The 18,939-nt window shown below is 52.8% G+C and carries 21 protein-coding genes and 1 tRNA gene; 21 read left to right on the top strand and 1 reads right to left on the bottom strand.

Features of this window, described 5'->3' with window-relative positions; all coding sequences use genetic code 11:
* Nucleotides 1-57 precede the first annotated feature (57 nt).
* Entirely contained in the window at nucleotides 58-279 is a 222-nt protein-coding gene (locus tag DS742_RS04315) for an HPr family phosphocarrier protein (protein ID WP_117415841.1), read from the bottom strand.
* Nucleotides 280-486: 207 nt separating this feature from the next.
* Here DS742_RS04315 and DS742_RS04310 point away from each other — a divergent pair.
* From DS742_RS04310 to DS742_RS04205, 21 genes are all read left to right on the top strand, one after another.
* Nucleotides 487-572 (top strand) — tRNA-Ser (locus DS742_RS04310).
* A gap of 626 nt (nucleotides 573-1,198) precedes the next feature.
* Nucleotides 1,199-1,813, top strand: a complete 615-nt coding sequence (locus DS742_RS04295; RefSeq protein ID WP_242996388.1) for a hypothetical protein — start codon at nucleotides 1,199-1,201, stop codon at nucleotides 1,811-1,813.
* Nucleotides 1,814-1,858: 45 nt separating this feature from the next.
* The gene (locus tag DS742_RS04290; protein WP_117415782.1) at nucleotides 1,859-3,094 is read left to right on the top strand and encodes an antirestriction protein ArdA; all 1,236 of its coding nucleotides are present in this window, start codon (nucleotides 1,859-1,861) and stop codon (nucleotides 3,092-3,094) included.
* 77 nt (nucleotides 3,095-3,171) lie between these two features.
* Nucleotides 3,172-3,462 carry a hypothetical protein gene (locus tag DS742_RS04285; protein ID WP_117415781.1) on the top strand — a complete coding sequence of 97 codons (291 nt, stop codon included), beginning with the start codon at nucleotides 3,172-3,174 and terminating at the stop codon, nucleotides 3,460-3,462.
* A 131-nt stretch (nucleotides 3,463-3,593) separates the two neighbouring features.
* Nucleotides 3,594-3,926: a hypothetical protein gene (locus tag DS742_RS04280; RefSeq protein ID WP_117415838.1), complete on the top strand. Its 333-nt coding sequence runs from the start codon at nucleotides 3,594-3,596 to the stop codon at nucleotides 3,924-3,926.
* Between the two features lie 8 nt (nucleotides 3,927-3,934).
* The gene (locus DS742_RS04275) at nucleotides 3,935-4,765 is read left to right on the top strand and encodes a DNA adenine methylase (protein ID WP_117415780.1); all 831 of its coding nucleotides are present in this window, start codon (nucleotides 3,935-3,937) and stop codon (nucleotides 4,763-4,765) included.
* 66 nt (nucleotides 4,766-4,831) lie between these two features.
* A complete protein-coding gene (locus DS742_RS04270; protein WP_089608672.1) occupies nucleotides 4,832-5,371 on the top strand; it encodes a hypothetical protein in 540 nt (179 codons plus the stop codon).
* A 41-nt stretch (nucleotides 5,372-5,412) separates the two neighbouring features.
* Nucleotides 5,413-5,970, top strand: coding sequence for a YodL domain-containing protein (locus DS742_RS04265; RefSeq protein WP_089608671.1), 558 nt, complete (start codon nucleotides 5,413-5,415; stop codon nucleotides 5,968-5,970).
* 53 nt (nucleotides 5,971-6,023) lie between these two features.
* Entirely contained in the window at nucleotides 6,024-6,254 is a 231-nt protein-coding gene (locus DS742_RS04260) for a DUF6133 family protein (RefSeq protein ID WP_089608670.1), read from the top strand.
* A 33-nt stretch (nucleotides 6,255-6,287) separates the two neighbouring features.
* Complete coding sequence (locus DS742_RS04255; protein ID WP_117415779.1) at nucleotides 6,288-6,644, top strand: SpoVG family protein; 357 nt, start codon at nucleotides 6,288-6,290, stop codon at nucleotides 6,642-6,644.
* A gap of 9 nt (nucleotides 6,645-6,653) precedes the next feature.
* Nucleotides 6,654-10,613 (top strand): S-layer homology domain-containing protein, encoded by a 3,960-nt coding sequence (locus DS742_RS04250; RefSeq protein WP_117415778.1) that lies wholly within the window; start codon nucleotides 6,654-6,656, stop codon nucleotides 10,611-10,613.
* 228 nt (nucleotides 10,614-10,841) lie between these two features.
* Nucleotides 10,842-12,170: a site-specific integrase gene (locus tag DS742_RS04245; protein ID WP_036945716.1), complete on the top strand. Its 1,329-nt coding sequence runs from the start codon at nucleotides 10,842-10,844 to the stop codon at nucleotides 12,168-12,170.
* Nucleotides 12,154-12,801, top strand: a complete 648-nt coding sequence (locus DS742_RS04240) for a hypothetical protein (protein ID WP_117415776.1) — start codon at nucleotides 12,154-12,156, stop codon at nucleotides 12,799-12,801. Before DS742_RS04245 ends, DS742_RS04240 begins: the two co-directional genes overlap by 17 nt.
* Complete coding sequence (locus tag DS742_RS04235) at nucleotides 12,794-13,642, top strand: zinc-ribbon domain-containing protein (RefSeq protein ID WP_050753489.1); 849 nt, start codon at nucleotides 12,794-12,796, stop codon at nucleotides 13,640-13,642. The genes DS742_RS04240 and DS742_RS04235 overlap by 8 nt, the downstream gene beginning before the upstream one ends.
* A 362-nt stretch (nucleotides 13,643-14,004) precedes the next feature.
* Entirely contained in the window at nucleotides 14,005-14,196 is a 192-nt protein-coding gene (locus tag DS742_RS04230) for a DUF6133 family protein (protein WP_437126106.1), read from the top strand.
* Entirely contained in the window at nucleotides 14,186-14,638 is a 453-nt protein-coding gene (locus DS742_RS04225; RefSeq protein WP_117415774.1) for a prepilin peptidase, read from the top strand. The genes DS742_RS04230 and DS742_RS04225 overlap by 11 nt, the downstream gene beginning before the upstream one ends.
* Nucleotides 14,635-14,769 carry a hypothetical protein gene (locus DS742_RS29735; protein ID WP_278335922.1) on the top strand — a complete coding sequence of 45 codons (135 nt, stop codon included), beginning with the start codon at nucleotides 14,635-14,637 and terminating at the stop codon, nucleotides 14,767-14,769. Before DS742_RS04225 ends, DS742_RS29735 begins: the two co-directional genes overlap by 4 nt.
* Before the next feature lie 28 nt (nucleotides 14,770-14,797).
* The gene (gene cpaB, locus DS742_RS04220) at nucleotides 14,798-15,622 is read left to right on the top strand and encodes a Flp pilus assembly protein CpaB (protein ID WP_117415773.1); all 825 of its coding nucleotides are present in this window, start codon (nucleotides 14,798-14,800) and stop codon (nucleotides 15,620-15,622) included.
* Nucleotides 15,622-16,437: a CpaE/TadZ family protein gene (locus DS742_RS04215; protein ID WP_117415772.1), complete on the top strand. Its 816-nt coding sequence runs from the start codon at nucleotides 15,622-15,624 to the stop codon at nucleotides 16,435-16,437. Before cpaB ends, DS742_RS04215 begins: the two co-directional genes overlap by 1 nt.
* Nucleotides 16,434-18,011, top strand: coding sequence for a type II/IV secretion system ATPase subunit (locus DS742_RS04210; RefSeq protein ID WP_117415771.1), 1,578 nt, complete (start codon nucleotides 16,434-16,436; stop codon nucleotides 18,009-18,011). Before DS742_RS04215 ends, DS742_RS04210 begins: the two co-directional genes overlap by 4 nt.
* Complete coding sequence (locus tag DS742_RS04205; protein ID WP_117415770.1) at nucleotides 18,008-18,937, top strand: type II secretion system F family protein; 930 nt, start codon at nucleotides 18,008-18,010, stop codon at nucleotides 18,935-18,937. Before DS742_RS04210 ends, DS742_RS04205 begins: the two co-directional genes overlap by 4 nt.
* Nucleotides 18,938-18,939: the final 2 nt, after the last annotated feature.

The raw sequence follows: 18,939 nt of genomic DNA, 5'->3' as shown, positions 1-18,939 counted from the left end.
TGTTCTCCTGCCCCTTCAAGAAAAAAAACGGTCTGTTTCTATTTTGCTTTATTCTGTTCAGGCTGCATAATCCAATAACTGCTCCGGGGAGAATGCTTCATTATAACAGATGATCTCCACCTGTTTTCCGATTCCGATAATCATGACTCCCATCAGTGATTTTCCGTCTATCACCAGATGGTTGGAAATGACTTTTATTTCAAAACTGCACCGCTCCGCCTTCACTACAAATGCCACCAGCTCCTCTACCGTGGTAAATGTATGCTTGATCTTTCTCACTTGAGACACCATCTTTCTTCTACCGCTTTATTCATGATTTTCACCAAATTAATCTGGCTTTTTATCTTAATCATGTGCATTTTAGCTATTTAATCCTATTATTTCCACTGCGTGAAGGGTTATACGGGAAAAGTGTATTTTTTTTAAAGGAAAAGACTACCCAAATATTGAATTATCGTGTATAATTGTATCGTTGTGTTTTCAAGTGGAAGCGTATCGAAGTGGTCATAACGAGCCGCACTCGAAATGCGGTTGTCCGCAAGGGCACGTGGGTTCGAATCCCACCGCTTCCGTCAAAAACAAAAGGCAAAAAAGATTTATTGCTTACAAAGCCAGTAAATCCAAGCCTTTCGAGGGCTTCCACGATGAAAAGTGGAAGCCCTTTTCTCGTAGATTTATTAGGGTAAAAGCTTCACTCAGACAGGACTCAAACCTACAAGTAAGAACATTCATGAGTGGCGCCCTTTTTCGCACAGAGAAAATGAAAAAGGGCGCCACTCAAAATACAATCAAAGGAATGAGCTGAAACCAAAAAGGGCGCTGATTTTTAAGGCTGATTGAAAGCCGATAAAGTTAGCGCCCTTTTTTATATATACACCAAAATCACATTAAAAATGAAAGCATCGGAAAGCCGGAGAATTGGAGTGCGGAAACGCACTTTATTTTCCGGCTTTTTTTGTTTTCTGGAAAGGAGTAGCCATGTTGGTACGCTATAAAAGAAATAAACAAACCGCCTGCTACGATTCAAACACTCTCTCCACTGTAGGCAGAATACCACCGGCCGAACGGCCACGCGGTCCATTCCAAAGCTGCGGCAGCTGCCCGTACCCATCCCACGGTTTCTTCTGCTATAGCTCGGAGGGAGATTGCCTCAGAACCGATATGCAAAAAATTGCAAAACGCAGGAAAAACGAGATGAATGATGGAAACCGAATTAACAAAACGGATTAAGGCGCTGACCCATCACTACCGTCCAAAGCTGCATACCGAAAAGCGAACCCTCCGGTGGGCGGATGAGGTATGGACGCCGTCAGGGATCGTAGACAGCATTCGGTTTGAGGACTATTACGAGAATGAGGAATATCTCTGCAGGCTTCTGGATGCGGAGCGGTTTTCCAAAAAGGAACCATACCTGACGGAGCATAGACATGAACCCGGAAAATGCTTTCGGGACGGCAGCACAGAGCAAAATGCGCAGAAATGCCGGGGCTGTGTCCTGCGGTGCCATAATTGGCGCATTGGGATGATGGTCACCTGTTTTGAAGTCAAAATCACCTATCAGGATTTCAAAAGCAGGAACGGCCATAACTTTCATGGGAACGAAAATTACTACTGTGTGCCGAAAGCCCTTGCCGCCAGAATCGCTGGGGAAGTTCCCGCCCACATCGGCATCCTCGCATATTTTGAAGGGGAACGGCAATACGGGCTCCGGCAGTTCAAACCGGCTGAATGGCAGGAGGTATCGGATCAAACCAAGGTACTGCTGCTGTACAACGCCATGAAAAAGTGGTGCGACGGAGCGGTTTTCGTGTAACCGCCGGATGTGCATTGCAGTGATCAATCAAACGGAGGTATCAAGATGAGCGTTAACGCCAGAGAAGAAAAAAATTTTTCAGTAGAACTCAGCCGGTGGAACCCTTCCGGTATAAATCCGTCGGCAGAAATCGCACTCCCCGCCACACCCTATGAGCTGGCGGATGCGTTGGAAAGAGCGGGAACCGCCGGGGACACCGTTTATTCTGCGGAGGTTTTAAGCTGCCAGCTGGACTATCTGCCGCAATTTATCCAGCCCGATATCAATCTTCATGAACTGAACCACCTCGCACAGCGGCTGTCTTCCCTGAGTGCATGGGAACTGGACTGCTTTGAGGGCATGGTGATGATGGATGCCGTTCAGACTCAGTACGCTCCCATTCCGGTGGAGCGGCTCATCAACATGACACACAGCACCGAGCACTGCCAGATCGCCTATGAAGCCCACGACGATTCGTCCCTCGGTAAATTTTATGCGGATAATGACTTTGTACCGGCACTGGAAAAGGTATCGGATGAAGTCTACGCATATTTGGACTTTGGTAAAATTGGCAGAGAGATGCGTGAGGGCGAGGGTGGCGTATTCACGCCTCATGGCTATGTGGTGCAGAACGGTGAGATTGCAGCGGACTACCACAGCGGCGATGCGGTTTCCCTTGAAAAGCCGGATTACACTGTGCTTCTCCGTGTAACCAAGGGATATTTTAACGGCCCTGCACAGGACAGTGAAGCGGCTGTCTACCTGAAGCTCCCTGCCGGGGATGCGACGCTTTTGCAGGCGGTTGATGCTGTCGGAGTGGCTTCCCCGGAGGAATGTGCATTCTCTGCGGAGGACTGCATGGCGCCAAGCCTCACCGAAAAAATAAATGACGCCCTGTATGCCTCGGAGGGCGACTGCTACGGTCTGGTGAATGAGCTGGCAGAGCAGCTCCGGCAGCTTGAAATGGAAAACCGCCTGCCGACCTACAAGGCGATGCTGGAGGAAGCACCCGGCGATCTTTCTCTGGAGGAAGCCCTTGACCTTGCATCCATGACAGAGGAATTCAAGCTTTTGTCTGATTCTCCCGCAGAGTATGCGAAAAAGGAAATCCAACGGATGCTGTCTGTGGGAAGCGATTATGGGCTGAACAAATTCTGCGATCTGGAAGGCTACGGGCGATATCTTTTGGAACAGCGCGGCGTTGCTGAAACATCCTATGGAATGCTGGAGCCGCAGAACGGCATGACGGTGGAGCAATGCCTGAACCGTCCCAGCCAGAGCTTTGGGATGGAAATGAAATAAGCGAAATTTTGTTGGCATTTGGTATAGCTATTCCAATGAAGCTGTGGCATTGTGTTGTGCTGAAGGAGGTGAGGCAGTTGGACGAAAAGCTCTTGGATTTACTGGATATGGCGCTTGCGGAACGATTTCAGCTATCGTATGCTGCCCTGCGTGAATCAGACCCTCAGTCGGAGAAACTGGTGCAGGAATTAATGTCACTCAGTGACAGCATCCAGAACAGCTTTGAAATCAGTCAAGGTATAAAAGACAGAATTGAGTATTATCTGAGTCAAAATTCGGATTTGGAGGTAACGTTTCAGAAGCATCTGTACATTCAGGGCGCCAAGGACTGCGTAGCAGTGTTAAGAGAGCTTGGCGTAATCCAATAGCGCAAGCAGAGATGCCTGTGCTTTTTTAGACCCAACATCAACACAGGGCCGTTTCCCCAACAGGAGGCGGCCCTGTTTTTTTGCGCCCTTTTTGCCTTTCTTTCCGGGGAAACGGCCGGAAAGGAGGACCCATGCAGAAAGAACAGCTTGCAGAGCATCTGCGCCGGTATCACCACGGCGCAGAAAACGCCGTCATAAGCAAAGAGCTGGAACGCAGCTTCGGCGTTTCAGACAAGGAGCTGCGGGATCAGGTCAATGCCCTGCGCCGGGAGGGTGTTCCCATTGCCAGCGACCAGAACGGGTACTTTTATGCGAAAACCGAAGCCGAGGTGCGCATGACCATCCGGCATATGAGAAACCGCATCAGCGGAATCAGCGCCGCCATTACCGGCCTGCGCCGCTCCCTTGCGGCCTTTGACGATACCCAACTGCGCCTGCCGCTGGAAGGAGGTGATGACTTCTGAACAGCTTCATGTCCTGGATCGGCGGCAAGAAATCTTTACGGGAGCTGATCGTCACCCTGTTTCCCCTCTATTATGAGCGGTACATTGAGGTATTCGGCGGAGGCGGCTGGGTGCTGTTCCATAAGCAGCCCGGCAACGATTTTGAGGTCTACAATGACTTCAACGGCCTGCTGGTCAACCTCTACCGCTGCGTGCGGGAAAAACCGCAGGAGCTGATGGCGGCCCTTGCCTATTGTCTCAATTCCCGCGCGGATTTCGAGCTTGTGAAAAACGCCCTCGCTCGTGATTCTCCCGCATCGGATGTGCAAAGGGCGGCGTGGTTTTACCAGCTCATCCGCTACAGCTATGCGTCGGGGCTGACCAGCTACGGCAGCCAGCCCCACGACATCCGCAGCAACTTTCCCCTCATAGAGCAAGCACACCGTCGGCTTTCCAAGGTCGTCATCGAAAACAAGGATTTCGAGAAGCTCATCGGGCAGTATGACCGCCCCGTGAGCTTTTTCTACTGCGACCCGCCGTATTTTGAAACCGAAAGCTATTACAAAAACGTGGGCGAGGACGGTTTCACGGAAAAAGACCATATCCGTCTGCGGGATGTGCTGCTGCGGATCGACGGCAAATTTCTGCTGTCCTACAACGACTGTGAATTTATCCGCAGCCTCTATGAAGCACCGGGCATCCAGACGGAAGCCTTTACCCGCATTAACAATATCAAGCAGCGGTACGACAACGGAGCGCAGTTCCCCGAAATCCTCATTGCCAACTATGATCTGCATGAGCGCGAGAAAAACGCTCCGTCACAGCTGAATCTGTTTGGAGAAGGAGGCTTCATGGAATAGGCAAAACGCCCTTAGCACAGCATTGCATAAATCTCAAACCCAATCTTTTATAGGAGGAACTCATTCATGAAAAAGAATCAAATGCCCCAAATCGGTCTCCCTGCCGACGCCTGTGAGCAATCCGGCTTTACCGACAAGGATACGCTGGAGCTTCATGCCGGACAGAACGCCCTTGTGTTTCTGAAGGACAAAATGACGGCCTTGGAGGTGGCGAACGCCATCCATAGTCTCAGCGCCCTCGCCTCGGATTTGACCGTCGTTCTCGCCTCCGCCTGCGGCCTTTGCAGCAACTGCGGCGATGAATGCGGGGAGGGCTGCCCCGCCGAATGGGTGGCAGGGTGCTCTCTCTGCCATGATCTGCTGGATGAAAGCCAAAGCATCCGCATCCCCGGCTATCTACTGGAGGAATCGGGCATCCCCGCGGACGCCAAGCTGGAAGCCTATACGGACGAGGACAGCGGCGAAATCACGGTGGTAGAGGCGGATGTCCAGCAGGACATTACCGATGTGCCGGCAGGTATTCTTACGGTGCTGGCCCAAAGCGGCGTGTGCCTCGCGGAGCTGGATGAGCTGATTATGCTGGAGGAAATCGTCTACGGCAAATAATCGGTCTTGGATTCCCAACACACGATCCGGGAGGTGAGCATATGCCGGGAATCACCCTGAAAAACGGCCTCATTTCCTACTACGGAAACCCGGCCGGATATACAGAAAAAGAAAAGGCGGTGGTGGACAGCATCTTCCGAAACGACGAGCTGACCACATGGCTCAAAAGCCGCAGCCTGACCCCGCAGTGGACGGACGGCGTGATGGAGCGCCTTGCCGCGGGGGAACGGATGGGCGGCATGGCTGAAGCCGCCGCTCCGCTCAAAAATGTCCGCATCTGGCAATTGAAGCCGGATACGGACGTGTATATGAAGTTTATCTCCTATGAGGAAACGGTGCGGCAGTTCGGGGAGCCGTCCCCGGAGCATTACCGCGTTGCCTATGACGGCCAGCTGGATACCAACGATCTCGAAGCCATCTACACAAGATGCAATGTGAATCATCCGCCCGGTTATGACGGACACTCCCTGTCCATGTCCGATGTGGTGGAGCTGTATGACGCAGAGGGCAGCGAATTTCACTACTGCGACCGCTTTGGATTTCAGAAAATCAGCTTCGGGGAACCGGAGCAAACCCAAACCATGGGTATGCGTATGTAGGCAGCCGTCGGCTGTCTTTTTTCATGCCCTCATCATTAGAACGGAGGAAAAAAATGAAGAATCTATTTTGCAAGCTTAAGAAAAAAATCGGCACGGCAGCTGCCAAAAGTCGCTCCATCCTCACGGGGAACGCCGGGGAGGGCTACATTGACACCGCGATCAAAATTCTGATTGCCGTTGTTTTGGGCGCTTTGCTCCTTGCGGGGCTGTATGCCCTGTTCGGGGAAACGGTGCTGCCAACCCTTGTGCAGCGCATTAAAGAGATGTTCAATTACGCCGGTTAAAGATGCCGGACATTTTGAGAAGGAGGAAAGATCATGCCTAACAATACGACACCATCCGCCCCCAAGTACGATGTGAAAATCCACTCCATCCGTCCGGAGGGCAGCTGCAAGGCCACCGCCTCGGTCAATGTCTACGGCGATTTCGCCGTGCGGGGCATCAAAATCATGGAGGGCTCCAAGGGGCTGTTTATCTCCATGCCAAGCTACAGAGCCGGAAACGGCGAGTACAAGGATATCTGCTTTCCCTGCACCAAAGAGGCCAAAGCGGAATTCGACAAGGCTGTCCTCGGCGCTTACCAGCAGGCGCTGACTCAGGGACAGACCGCCGCGCAGAAACAGGAATCCCCCGCCCAGCAGGAGCAAGGCCAGCCTGTCATGGGCGGAATATAGGAGGTGCCTATGAAGAAGAAAATGAAAAAGCCGCTGGGTCTCGTCCTCGCCGTTTGCCTTGTGCTTTCCCTGCTGGCAGGCAGCGCTTATGCGGTAAACCGGTATTTTGAGGATGCCAAGGGGCATTGGGCGGAGGAAGCCATTCAGATTCTCACGGAAAAAGGCGTCATCAGCGGTTATCCAGACGGGCTGGCGCACCCGGATGACATCATCACCAGAGGGGAATTTGCCGCGCTGGTTTCCAGAACCATGGAGCTGCCGGAACCGGAGGAAAGCGAGGTTACCATTCGCTTCACCGACATTGCCGGACACTGGTCGGAGCAGGATATTGAAGCGCTCATCATCGCTGGAATCATCCAAAAGGACGATTTCGGCATAGAATTTCAACCGGATCAGCCCATTTCCCGTATGGAAATGATCCGTATGCTGGTGCGGGCCATCGGTAAGGGGGAACATGACGCCTCCTGCCCCTGCGTCACCGGCTTTTCCGATGACGGCACACTCTCCGAGGCGGATAAATCCAGTATCTGCACCGGCAAGGAATACGGCATTGTAGACGGCTACCCGGACGGTACGGTCAAACCGGACGGCGAGGCCACCCGCGCCGAAGCCTTTGAAATGCTGGTGGATACAGAAAAGGCCAAAGAGCAGATCAAGAAGGAAGAACCGCCCAAGCCGACGACTCCTGCCAAGCCGGAGGATAAGCCCTCTGGCGGAGGCAGCTCCAGCGGCGGTTCCGGTGGCGGCAGCTCTTATGTTCCCGCCCCGCAGTTCAGCTTCACCTTGCCGAAAACTGCCTATACCGCCGATGAAATTGAGATCAAGCCGGAAAGCCGTTCTGTGAGCGGTGTGACATGGTCCGCCCTGAAAAACGGCCTGCCCGTGGAGCTTTCCGGGCTGACAGACGGTACCCTTGATAAAAACGGCGGCAAAGTGAAATTCACACAGACCGGCAGCATTACCCTGATTGCCACGGCAAAAAACAGCCGGGGCGTCACGGTGACCCATGAGCAGACCATCAGCATCTACCCAGTGGTGACGGCGGCGTTCACGCTGCCGGAAACCACCCATACCGACAAATCCGTAGCGGTGGAGCTGACGACCGAAAATCTCGGTTCCAATGCGGTGGTGTGGTCCCTTGAAAAGGACGGCGCTGCCCTGGATATGGAAACGGCTCTCAGCGGAGCGCTGGATTCCATAGGAGGCACGGTGCTGTTTAAAGAAAAAGGCGTCTACAAACTGACCGCCTCTATTACAGACGAGTTGGGCAAAGTTATCACCGCACAGGACAGCATAAATGTCTACCCGATAGCGGAAGTCAAGCTGACACTCCCAGCCGTTTCCCATACGGATAAAACCGTGGCGCTCAAGACAGAAACAAAAGAAGCGGAGGGGCTTGCAGCAACCTACTCCCTGACCCGGAACGGCGAGCCTGCCCAAACCGGCTCCTTTATTGAAGGTGCGCTCTCGGACGGCAGCATCCGTTTCAAGGAAAAAGGTGTGTATGCGCTGACCGCCTCTGTCACCGACGCCACCGGCAGAGTGTTTTCGGATACCGTCAATATCACCGTCTACCCGGTAGGCTCCGCGGGCTTCTATCTGCCGGAAATCTTCCACACCGACAGCGCCGTCACCGTGGAGGCGGTCTTCGGGGAAATCGGCAGCCATACCGCAAAATGGACGCTGCTCCATGATGGAAAAGAAGTATCCCTCACAGGTGTCACCGAGGGTACGCTGGGCAACAGCGGCGGCAAGATGCGGTTTCATGCCAAGGGCAGCTATGTTCTGAAAGCGGAATTCACCGATGACGGCGGCAGAACCTACCGCTACGAGCAGAGCTTCAAGGTGTATCCTGTGCCTGCCGTCCGCTACAGTCTGCCGGAGTATGTCCACACCGATACGGATATCACAGTCAAAATCGAAACCGCCGATCTGGACGGCCTCACCGTTGAATGGCTGGTGGACAACACCTTCGGGTTTCAGGACTGGCCGACCTATGTGGACGGAACACTCACAAACGGCGGCGGGACCATCCGCTTCAAACGGGCCGGTGTCTATGAGCTGGCAGCCAGAGTCACCGATGAAACCGGCCGTGTATTCCTGTACGAAAGCCATGACAAATGCGAGGTTCTGCCTGTGCTGACCCTCGGTTTTGACCTCCCCGAATTTGCCTATACCGATACCGTCCTCGACCTCAGAACCCACGGCAACAATCAGGTGCTGCCGGTGGAGTGGTCCGTGACAAAGGACGGAAAGAGCCTTCCGCTCTCGGAGGCTTTCAGCGGCGGACTCAACGCGCAGGGCGGCAAAATCACCTTCAAGAATGACGGCGAATATATTCTCACCGCTACCATGACCGATTACCTGAAACGCAGCTATTCCCACAGCGAAAGCATCCGCATCCTGCCGGTAGTGCAGTACGCATTTATCATGCCGCAGACCGTTCACTACGGCACGGAGTTTGAGGTTGCCGCAAAGAATGTTCAGTATCTTGGTTGCTATACCGTAGCTTGGACACTGGAAAAGGACGGCAATCCCGCACAGTATCAGGGAACCCTCGGCAATGACGGCGGGAAAATCGCCATCCGTGATACCGGCACATTTACCCTGACCGCCTCTGTTAACGACAGCGAAGGACGAGTCACCACCCATTCGGAGAACATCACGGTCACCAACACGGCGCCGAATGCTCCTGTGGTAGAAGCGGTTCCCACCCGTACCGCCAAGGACGGTATGTTCCTTGTAAACGTCACCGCCAGTGCCACAGACCCCGATGGGGATGCGTTAACCTTGGAGTATGCGGATACCGCATCCGACAGCTACTATGCCGTGGGCACCCACACTATCCGTGTCCGGGCAAAGGATATCGCGGGGGTATATTCCCCATGGGTAGAAAAGACCTTCACCGTGACCAATGCCGCACCCACCGTGACCCTGACCGCCGAACCGACCCGCACGGTGAAAGACGGCAAATTTCTTGTCAATATCAGCGCCAAGGCAGCGGATGCGGATGGCGACGCCACCACACTGGAATGGGATAACAAGGCATCAGGCGGTTACTATTCGACCGGCACCCATACCATAAAAGTCCGCGCAAAGGATATTGCCGGGGCGTATTCCCCATGGACGGAAAAGACCTTTACCATTACCAGCTCCGCACCAACGGTAACCCTGACCGCAGCCCCCACCCGCACAGCGAAAAACGGCAAATTCTTTGTGAATATTACCGCCACAGCCGCCGATGCCGATGGCGACGCCACCACACTGGAATGGGAAAACAGGGCGTCAGACAATTACTATGCCGTTGGATCGCACACAGTTCGTGTTCGCGCCAAGGACGCAACCGGGTTGTATTCCGATTGGGTTTCCAAGACCTTTACTGTGGCAAACTCTGCGCCGACAGCGCCGGTGATTACCCGAACGCCGAACGGCAACAGCGTGGCGCCGGGAACGCCGGTCACGATTACGGCCGCCAGCTCCGACCCGGACGGCGATTCCGTCACCCTGATTTGGGAGGGCAGAAATTCCGAAACACAGACCTATCCCCGCGGAAAGAACGTAGTCCGTGTCAAAGCGGTGGATTCCGCAGGGGCTGAATCGCCCTGGGCTGCTATCGTGTTCTTTGTGGCGGACTCCAACGGCGGCGGTGGCATGACCCTCACCGGCCCTGATTCCGTCATCATGGAAAACGGCATTGAGGGCGCCACCATCACGGAATATACCTTTACGGTACCGCCTGTCATCGGGCACAGCGGCTCGGATTTCGGCAGAGTGCGCGGCTACAACAGGCTGACCGGCCAGTGGGATCAGCTGGACTACGGCACCACCTCCAACGGCATCACTTTTACCCGCACCCTCGGCGCAGGCGTATACACGCAACTGGAGTTCTATTATTACACCAACCACTCGTGCATGTACAACAAATCCAACATCACCTACTCGGTGACGTATTACTGGAACACGGATTGAAAATGACGTAGTTTTGTCGAAAAAATCTACAAAACACCAAGTACCTTGATTTAAAAAATGCGATCAGTTTTGTAGATTTCCAAGTTTCACAGCATTAAAGGATTCCTTCTGTCAGGCGATGCACTGACAGAAGGAATCCCATTTGACTGTTTTTCAGTTGACATACGAACCTGTATAATTTGGTTTGGAAAGTTATCTTTTCAAATACAAAATATGGAGGAAATCGTTATGTCAATTTACAAATTTGAAGCTGCGAGCAGCCGCAGAACGCGCGAATGGAGGGACTCTTATCACTATGCTATCTATGAACACCGACTGCCGCTGGAGGATGGCAAGGCGTATTCCAGATGCTTTGTTGTAATCAAAAACCAGTATGATGTGATCGTCCATTTTACTTCGCTGCACAATTATATCGACGCCTATACGCAAGGTGTGTGTATCCCCATAACCAGTGACGGCAGAAAGAAGCTGCATCATATCTGTTCCGTGTTGAACTACATCCTGATCGAGCAGTACGAAACTTTTGGGGTAGAGCATATATTCGGCATAAAAAAGGAGATGCTGGAAGCATTTTTTCAAGACTACGCATTAGGAAAACAGGCAAATGGGACCTATCGAGATAAGCAAACCGTTAACCGGTGCGTAGCCGTCGTGACAGGCTTTTTCAGAAAACTAAGCCTGAAATACGGTGGATATATGGAGCTTTCGGCAAGCGATCTTTACTCTGAAAAAACCTCATTATCAAAGCGCGGAAGAATTCAAAGAAAGTATATTCCGAACTTTCAAGTCAGGGGAGCCTTCTCAGAGAAGGTTATCTTCCGAGACATACCGACGAAGGTGCTTCAGGTCATCATAAGCAGTGCCTTTCGATATACGCCCGAAATTGCATTCGCGATTTGCCTGCAAGCCTTTGCGGGTTTACGCCCAGGGGAAGTGTGCAATGTACGTCAGGAATGCAGTCCCTTGGGAAGCGGCCTTTCCATTACAATCGTCAGCGGTGTTGTGAAAAAGGTTGAGATCGATCTAAGCACAGAATACATGCTAAGGAGCGACGGTATCCGATGCGGAGGAATTAAGAAAAAACGGCGCCAGCGCGTGTATCCGGCGTTCCTGACAGCCTTCTGCCAGGTATATGAATTCCATAAAAGGCGCTCTTGGAACGGGCATGAAACCGAATATTGCCCGATGTTTATTGACCGCAATGGTATGGCCATGACCTACTCCAGCTATCAGAATAGGTTCCGCTGCTTGATTGCGGAGCACGTCAGGACAGCCCTGCTCAACCATAGCGACCCGGAGTGCCGTCTATACGGGCAGCTGCTATACGAAAACCCCCTTGGCCCTCACGCTTTAAGGCATTGGTTCTCAGTGCAGTTAGTCCTAATGGGCGAGGATATTGCCGGGTTGCAATACTGGCGCGGTGACTCCTCTCCTGACAGCGCATTGGTTTATCTGCAAAACAAGGGGGATCTTGTAAAAGAACTCTCGGCTGCGAACGAATTGTTTGCAAACTTTCTGATGAGCGAGGGAGGTTTGCGCTATGGCAAAAACGACTGAGACTGTTGATTTCTTTGATTGGATTCAAGAGATATCCGCAGGAAACAAACACTTTTCATTGCAGAAAGGAAAATGCAAAAAGGAACTTTTCATGTTTTTGAAGGAAAACGCATTCTTTGGAGTGTCCACTTTAGAGCATGCAAAGCTTGATGAGACTTTATCCGTTTCCAGAACCGATCTACAAAAGCTTGAACCCGGCCTTGCCCTGTGGATTCGCTCGTATGGCGCAGGAAACGATGAAAAACTTATTTTACTGACGGATCGGCTCCACTCTTTGGTCCCCAAAACAGGAAATCTGTTTGCGGACTACATCAAATCTGTTCTTTCGCAGGAAAAACTGACAGCCGAAAATATGGAGCTTTCTCAGCGGAACAACAGGCTGATTGTTGAAAACCGATATCTTCGTAAAATGCTTCGCACCTATCTCTATCCGGACGTTGCGAACGAGATTCTGGTGCAGGAAAAGTCTTTGAAAGGCAGCGGAGAAACGAAGGTTACAGATGCCGCTTTGAGGGATATGACCGAGTTGGGTGCTCCCCAATCTCTGCACGAAGCCGTTTCTAAGGATATATCCATGCAGTCTGAGGAAGAACGACTGCTCTCAAAAATGTGGGAGCTGTGTGATGAGTAAAAGAAAAAAGCTGTCTGAGAACGCCGCTTTGATGCAGCAATGGGATTTTGAGAAAAATGTGCGGGGTCCTGAATGTTTTACAGAATACTCTCATGTGAAAGTATGGTGGAAATGTATTCAAGGCCATTCTTGGGAAGCTATGATTTTCAACAGAACCTACGGAGATTGCTGTCCGTATTGTGTTGGAAAAAAGGTTCTGACCGGTACAAATGATCTGCAAACTCTGAATCCTGCGTTAGCCAGTGAATGGGATTTTGAAAAAAATACACTGCCTCCATCGCAGGTAGCTTCGAAGTCAAACAAAAAAGCATGGTGGAAATGCTCTGCCGGGCATTCTTGGGAAGCGAGAATTTTCAGCAGGAATGAAGGATTTTCTTGCCCCTATTGCTCGGGGCAAAAGATAATTACGGGGGTAAATGATCTCGAAACGCTGAGTCCCCAACTCGCAAGAGAATGGGATTATGATAAAAATTCCTGCCTCCCATCCCAAATGGGCATTAAATCCAACAAGAAGGCATGGTGGAGATGTTCGCTGGGGCATTCATGGAGAGCGATTATTTTTAACAGGACTGCCGGCAGAGGCTGTCCCTACTGCTCCGGTCAAAAAGTCTTGGTAGGTTTTAACGATCTGGAAACACTGTACCCCGAAATTGCCAATGAATGGGACTGTGAAAAAAACAGGATTCCACCAACGACTGTAACTCCCGGCTCAAACAAAAGAGTCTGGTGGAAATGCTCTGCCGGTCATTCGTGGCGTTCGGATGTAGCAGGACGAGTGGGCGGACGAGGCTGTCCATACTGTGTTGGGAAGGTCCAGTACAAGCCCAAGTGTGTCAGATGATTTTAGCCACTGGTTTACGGGCCGGTCTATTCAAACCGACGAAAGGAGACAAATTGAAATGAATAAATGGCGTTACCCTACAGGGATTCCCCCTGACCATCTTTATGGAGAATAGGGAGTTAAAATCTACAAAACTATCCTCTATGAGCTGCTGCCATACCCTATGGTGGTGGCTCACTTTCATTTGTAGATTAGATGGGTTTTGTAGATTCTCAATATCTCGCCTACAAAACCATTTCACCCTGTAAATCCAACACTTTCAGGTAAGGAACATTTTGTAGATTAAATTTTAGTTTCACCACTTTGAATAAGGGGGAACATCCATGAAGCATCTCATTTGCAAGCTGAAAAGCAAGGCGGTCATGACCGCCGCCAGAACCTGCCGCATCCTTTCCGGGAGCCGCGGGGACGGCTACATTGACACCGCCATCAAAATCCTGATTGCCGTGGTCTTGGGCGCTCTGCTCCTTGCGGGGCTGTATGCTCTGTTCGGAGAAACGGTACTGCCCACTCTTGTGCAGCGCATTAAGGAAATGTTCAATTATGCAGGCTGATAGCATCGCACAGGCGGTGCTTTTTTTATGTCTGCTGCTGGCGGCTTCTGTGTGGGATCTCCGCAAACGGATCATCCCGGACAGCATTTGTCTTTTCATTGCACTGACGGGGCTGATGGATTTCAGCCCCGTCAGGCTTTGGGGCGTTCTTGCCGCACTGCCCCTGCTGATTGCCGCCCTGTGCAAGCCGGAGGGTATTGGCGGCGGGGACATCAAGCTCACCGCCGCCGCAGGCATGGTGCTGGGCTTTGGAGGATGCACGTCCGGGCTGCTGCTCGGACTGACGGCATCCCTCTTTTTTTATCTCATCAACCAACTGGTTAGACGGCTCCGCAAGCTGGAGCCGCAGAAGGCGTCGCAGGCATCTCTGCCTATGGCGCCGTTTTTGTCCCTCGGCTTTCTTGCCGTAACCATTTTAAAAATTGGAGGAAACATCCTATGAAAAGAATCCATATCACCAAAAAAAAGACCATCATCATTGCCGGTATTGCTGCTGTTTCGCTGGCAGCTGCGCTCATTCCCAAGGCTGTGAAAGCGGTGAAATCCCGTAAATACAGCTCCGCCAGCATCTAAATCATAAAGAGATCAAGGAGGAAAATCTATGAGCCTTTTCAAAAACCGCACGGTTGTCGGCGTGATCTGCATCCTTTTGTCCCTGCTGATCTGCTTCGGTGTGACGCCGCTGTTTAACCAGTCCGTTAGTCAGAAAACCGAAATTGTCCGTGTCGTAAAGGAAATCAAGGCAGGCGAGGAAGTCACCAGAGAGATGGTGCAGACCGTGGAGGTGGGCGGCTTTGGTCTGCCCGACAATGTCCTGCGCCAGAGCGAATCCGTCGTGGGCAAATATGCCACAGCCGACCTTTCCGTCGGGGACTATATCCTAAACACCAAGCTGTCCGATACCCCGGCTGCGGAAAATACCTACCTTTACAATCTGGACGGCACCAAGCAGGCCATATCGGTCACTATCAAGAGCTTTGCGAACGGACTGTCCGGCAAGCTCCAGAGCGGCGATATCGTGTCGGTGATTGCACCGGACTACAAAAAGCAGGGCTCCACCGTGATTCCCGCCGAGCTGAAATATGTGGAGGTTATCGCCGTCACCGCGGGCAGCGGCTACGACGCCAACCAGCGTGACGCCGGACCCAATTCGCCTTCGGCGTCTGATGAACGAGAACTTCCTGCAACCGTGACCCTGCTGGTGTCCCCGGAGCAGAGCAAGACGCTGGCAGAACTGGAAGCAGACGGCAAGCTCCATCTGTCCCTCGTTTACCGCGGTACGCCTGCCAACAGCGCCAAGTTTATCGAAGCACAGGACAAGGTCATCGCGGCGCTGTATCCCGCGGAGCCGGACAGCGCTTCTAAGTCTCAGGAACCGGAGGAAAGCACTGCATCCGAAGCTCCTGCGGAAAGCGGGGTGCAGTGATGCTGAATTTTAAGAAAAAGGGCATCTTCACCCGCCAAGCCCCAAAGGAGGATGCCTTGCCGCAGCAGGAGCCGCAGGATGGCATCCTTGCGGTTTGGGGCTCCCCCGGCAGCGGAAAAACCACTGTAGCGGTAAAAATTGCAAAGTACCTTGCCGACCGGAAGAAAAACGTGGTGCTGCTGCTCTGCGATATGACCGCACCCATGCTGCCTTGCATCTGCCCGCCCTCCGAACTGGAGGGTGAGCATTCGCTGGGCAGTATTCTTGCGGCGGCTCATGTGACGGAGCCGCTCATCAAGCACAATCTGGTGACGCTGAAAAAGCACAAATATCTCACCATCCTCGGCATGAAAAAGGGAGAGAACGAGTACACCTACCCGCCCTATGAGCAGACCCAGGCGCAGGAGCTTCTGGACAATCTGCGGAAAATAGCTCCCTTTGTGGTGGCGGACTGCGGCAGCTATATCGCCAACGATATTCTCTCCGCCGTGGTGCTTATGGAGGCCGACAGTGTTCTGCGCCTTGCAAATGCCGATCTGAAATCCGTGAGCTATCTCTCCAGCCAGCTCCCGCTGCTCCGGGATTCCAAGTGGGACGCAGAGAAGCAGTACAAGGTTGCCTGCAATGTAAAGCCCCGGCAGGCCGGGGAGCAGATTGGGCAGGCGCTGGGCTCGGTGGCCTTTACCCTGACCCATTCTCCGGAGCTGGAGGAACAGTATCTGGTGGGAAATCTGCTGGCGGATTTGTCCCTGAAGGACAGCCGCCCCTTCCGCAAGGAAATCGAAAAAATTACAAGGGAGGTGTTTGGAATATGAGCTTAGGCAAAAAGCGAAGCGCATCGGCATTTCAGAATAAGGCAGCACGCATAGAAAAAAACGGCAGTCAGCCGCTATCCACAGAACCGGAGCTGATCACCAAAGCTGTAAATACCTCCGAACCCACGACGGAGAGATTTGCAAACTTGCAGTTCGGTCCTGATGTAGATGTTTTGAATCCGCCGGATGCGCAGGAAGCCGCACCGTTGCGTGACAACCGCGCGCTGCGTGCGCATGGCCTGTTCTTTACCCCGGAAACGGAGGGAAAAGACTTCTCATCCGTGCTTGCCGAGGTACAGGCGTACATCTCCGAGCATTACAGCACCCTCCTCACCGCAGGCGGCGAGGACGCCAAGGCGCAGATGAAGCGGTATATCCAGAAATTCCTGCAGGACAACCGCATTTCTGTTAATGGCATGAGCGGCGGCAGGCTGGCGGACGCCCTCTACACCGAAATGGCGGAGTTTGGCTTTCTGACCAAATACATCTTCGGAACCGGCATTGAGGAAATCGACATCAATTCGTGGCGGGACATTGAGGTGCAGTATTCCGACGGCCGCACGGTTAAGCTGGAGGAACGCTTTGAAAGTCCCCAGCACGCCGTGAATGTCATCCGCAGGATGCTGCACATCAGCGGCATGGTGCTGGATAACGCCAGTCCCATCGTGCTGGGGCATCTCAGCAAAAACATCCGAATTGCCGTCCTCAAAAGCCCCATTGTGGACGAGGATGTGGGCGTGGCGGCTTCCATTCGTATCGTCAACCCTCAGAGTATGAAAAAAGAGGATTTTGTCCGAAGCGGTACGGCGACAGACCCAATGCTGGACTTTTTATCCCTTTGCATCCGCTACGGGATTTCGGTCTGCGTAGCGGGAGCCACCAGCTCCGGCAAAACCACCGTGGCAGGCTGGGTACTGACCACCGTACCGGATAACAAGCGCATCTATACCATCGAGAACGGCTCCCGTGAATTGGCTCTGGTGCGGGAAAAGGATGGGAAAGTGGTCAATTCGGTCATCCACACCTTGACCCGTGACAGCGATAACGACCGCCAGCGCATCGACCAGACCAACCTTTTAGATTATGCCCTCCGTTTTAACCCGGACATCATTGTGGTGGGCGAGATGCGCGGTGCAGAAGCAAATGCCGCGCAGGAGGCCGCCCGAACCGGCGTGGCGGTGCTGACCACCATCCACTCCAATTCCTGCGAGGCCACCTATCGCCGCATGGTGTCTCTGTGTAAGCGCGCCGTGGATATGTCCGATGCGACCCTCATGGACTATGTCACCGAAGCCTATCCCATTGTGGTGTTCTGCAAGCAGCTGGAAAACAAGCAGCGCCGCATGATGGAGATTCAGGAGTGCGAAATCCTGCCCGACGGCACAAGGCGTTTCCGTCCGCTGTTTCAGTATGTCATTACCGAAAACCGCATGGAGGACGGAAAATTCATTATTGAGGGACACCATGCGCAGGTCAACACCATCTCGGACAGCCTTGCCAAGCGGTTGCTGGAAAACGGCATGCCGCAGGCGGTCATTGAGAGTTTGCGGAGAAAGGAGGCGCAAACCGCATGACAACAATACTTTTAATCGCCTGCATCGGCATGATCGCAGGCTCTTTCATTTTGCTTGGGCTGACCCCTATGGCATTTACAACCGCCATTTTCGGCAGGCTGACCGATCAGCCCAAAGCCCTCCGGGATGAAATCAATGAAACCACCCACAGGAAAAAGAAGTCCTATCTGCGCCGGGAAATTGCCGATGTGCAGTCTATCCTCAAGGTCACCGGCCGGTCGGCGCGCTTTCCCATGCTCTGCGCATTGTCCCTGCTGTTCTTTGCCGTGGGTGCGTCGGTAGCTGTCATGCTCTCAAACTTTTTTTTGGTTCCTGTCATGGCGGCAGGCTGTATGCTCCTGCCGTTCTGGTGGGTGAAGCTCACGGCCAGCCACTTCAAAAAGGACATTGCGGCGGAGCTGGAAACGGCGCTTTCCATTATCACCACGGCCTATCTTCGAAACGAGGATATTCTGACGGCGGTGGAGGAAAACCTCCCGTACCTGAACCCGCCGGTGCTGTCGGTATTTCAGAGCTTTGTGTCCCGCGTCCGGCTGGTGGACCCCGATGTGACGGCGGCACTCCATGATGTGAAAACGAGAATTGACAACGCAGTGTTCCATGAGTGGTGCGATGCTCTCATTGCCTGCCAGCATGACCGCAGCCTGAAAACCACTTTGACGCCCATCGTCAGTAAGCTCAGTGATATGCGGGTGGTCAACGGTGAGCTGGAAAACATGGTGTTTGAGCCGAGAAAGGAATTCATCGTTATGGTGATCCTCGTCATCGGAAATATCCCTCTTCTGTATTTCTTGAATCAGGACTGGTATCACACCCTGATGCACACCCCGCTGGGACAGGTGGTGCTGACCATCTGCGCCGCCGTGATTTTCATTTCCACGGCGTTTGTGATCAAGCTCACCCAGCCCATTGAATATCGAAGATAAGG

Source organism: Lacrimispora amygdalina (assembly GCF_003432035.1).
GTDB lineage: Bacteria > Bacillota > Clostridia > Lachnospirales > Lachnospiraceae > Lacrimispora > Lacrimispora amygdalina.
The sequence above is the reverse complement of the archived record's forward strand: the minus strand, read 5'-3'. Positions and strand labels throughout refer to the sequence as shown.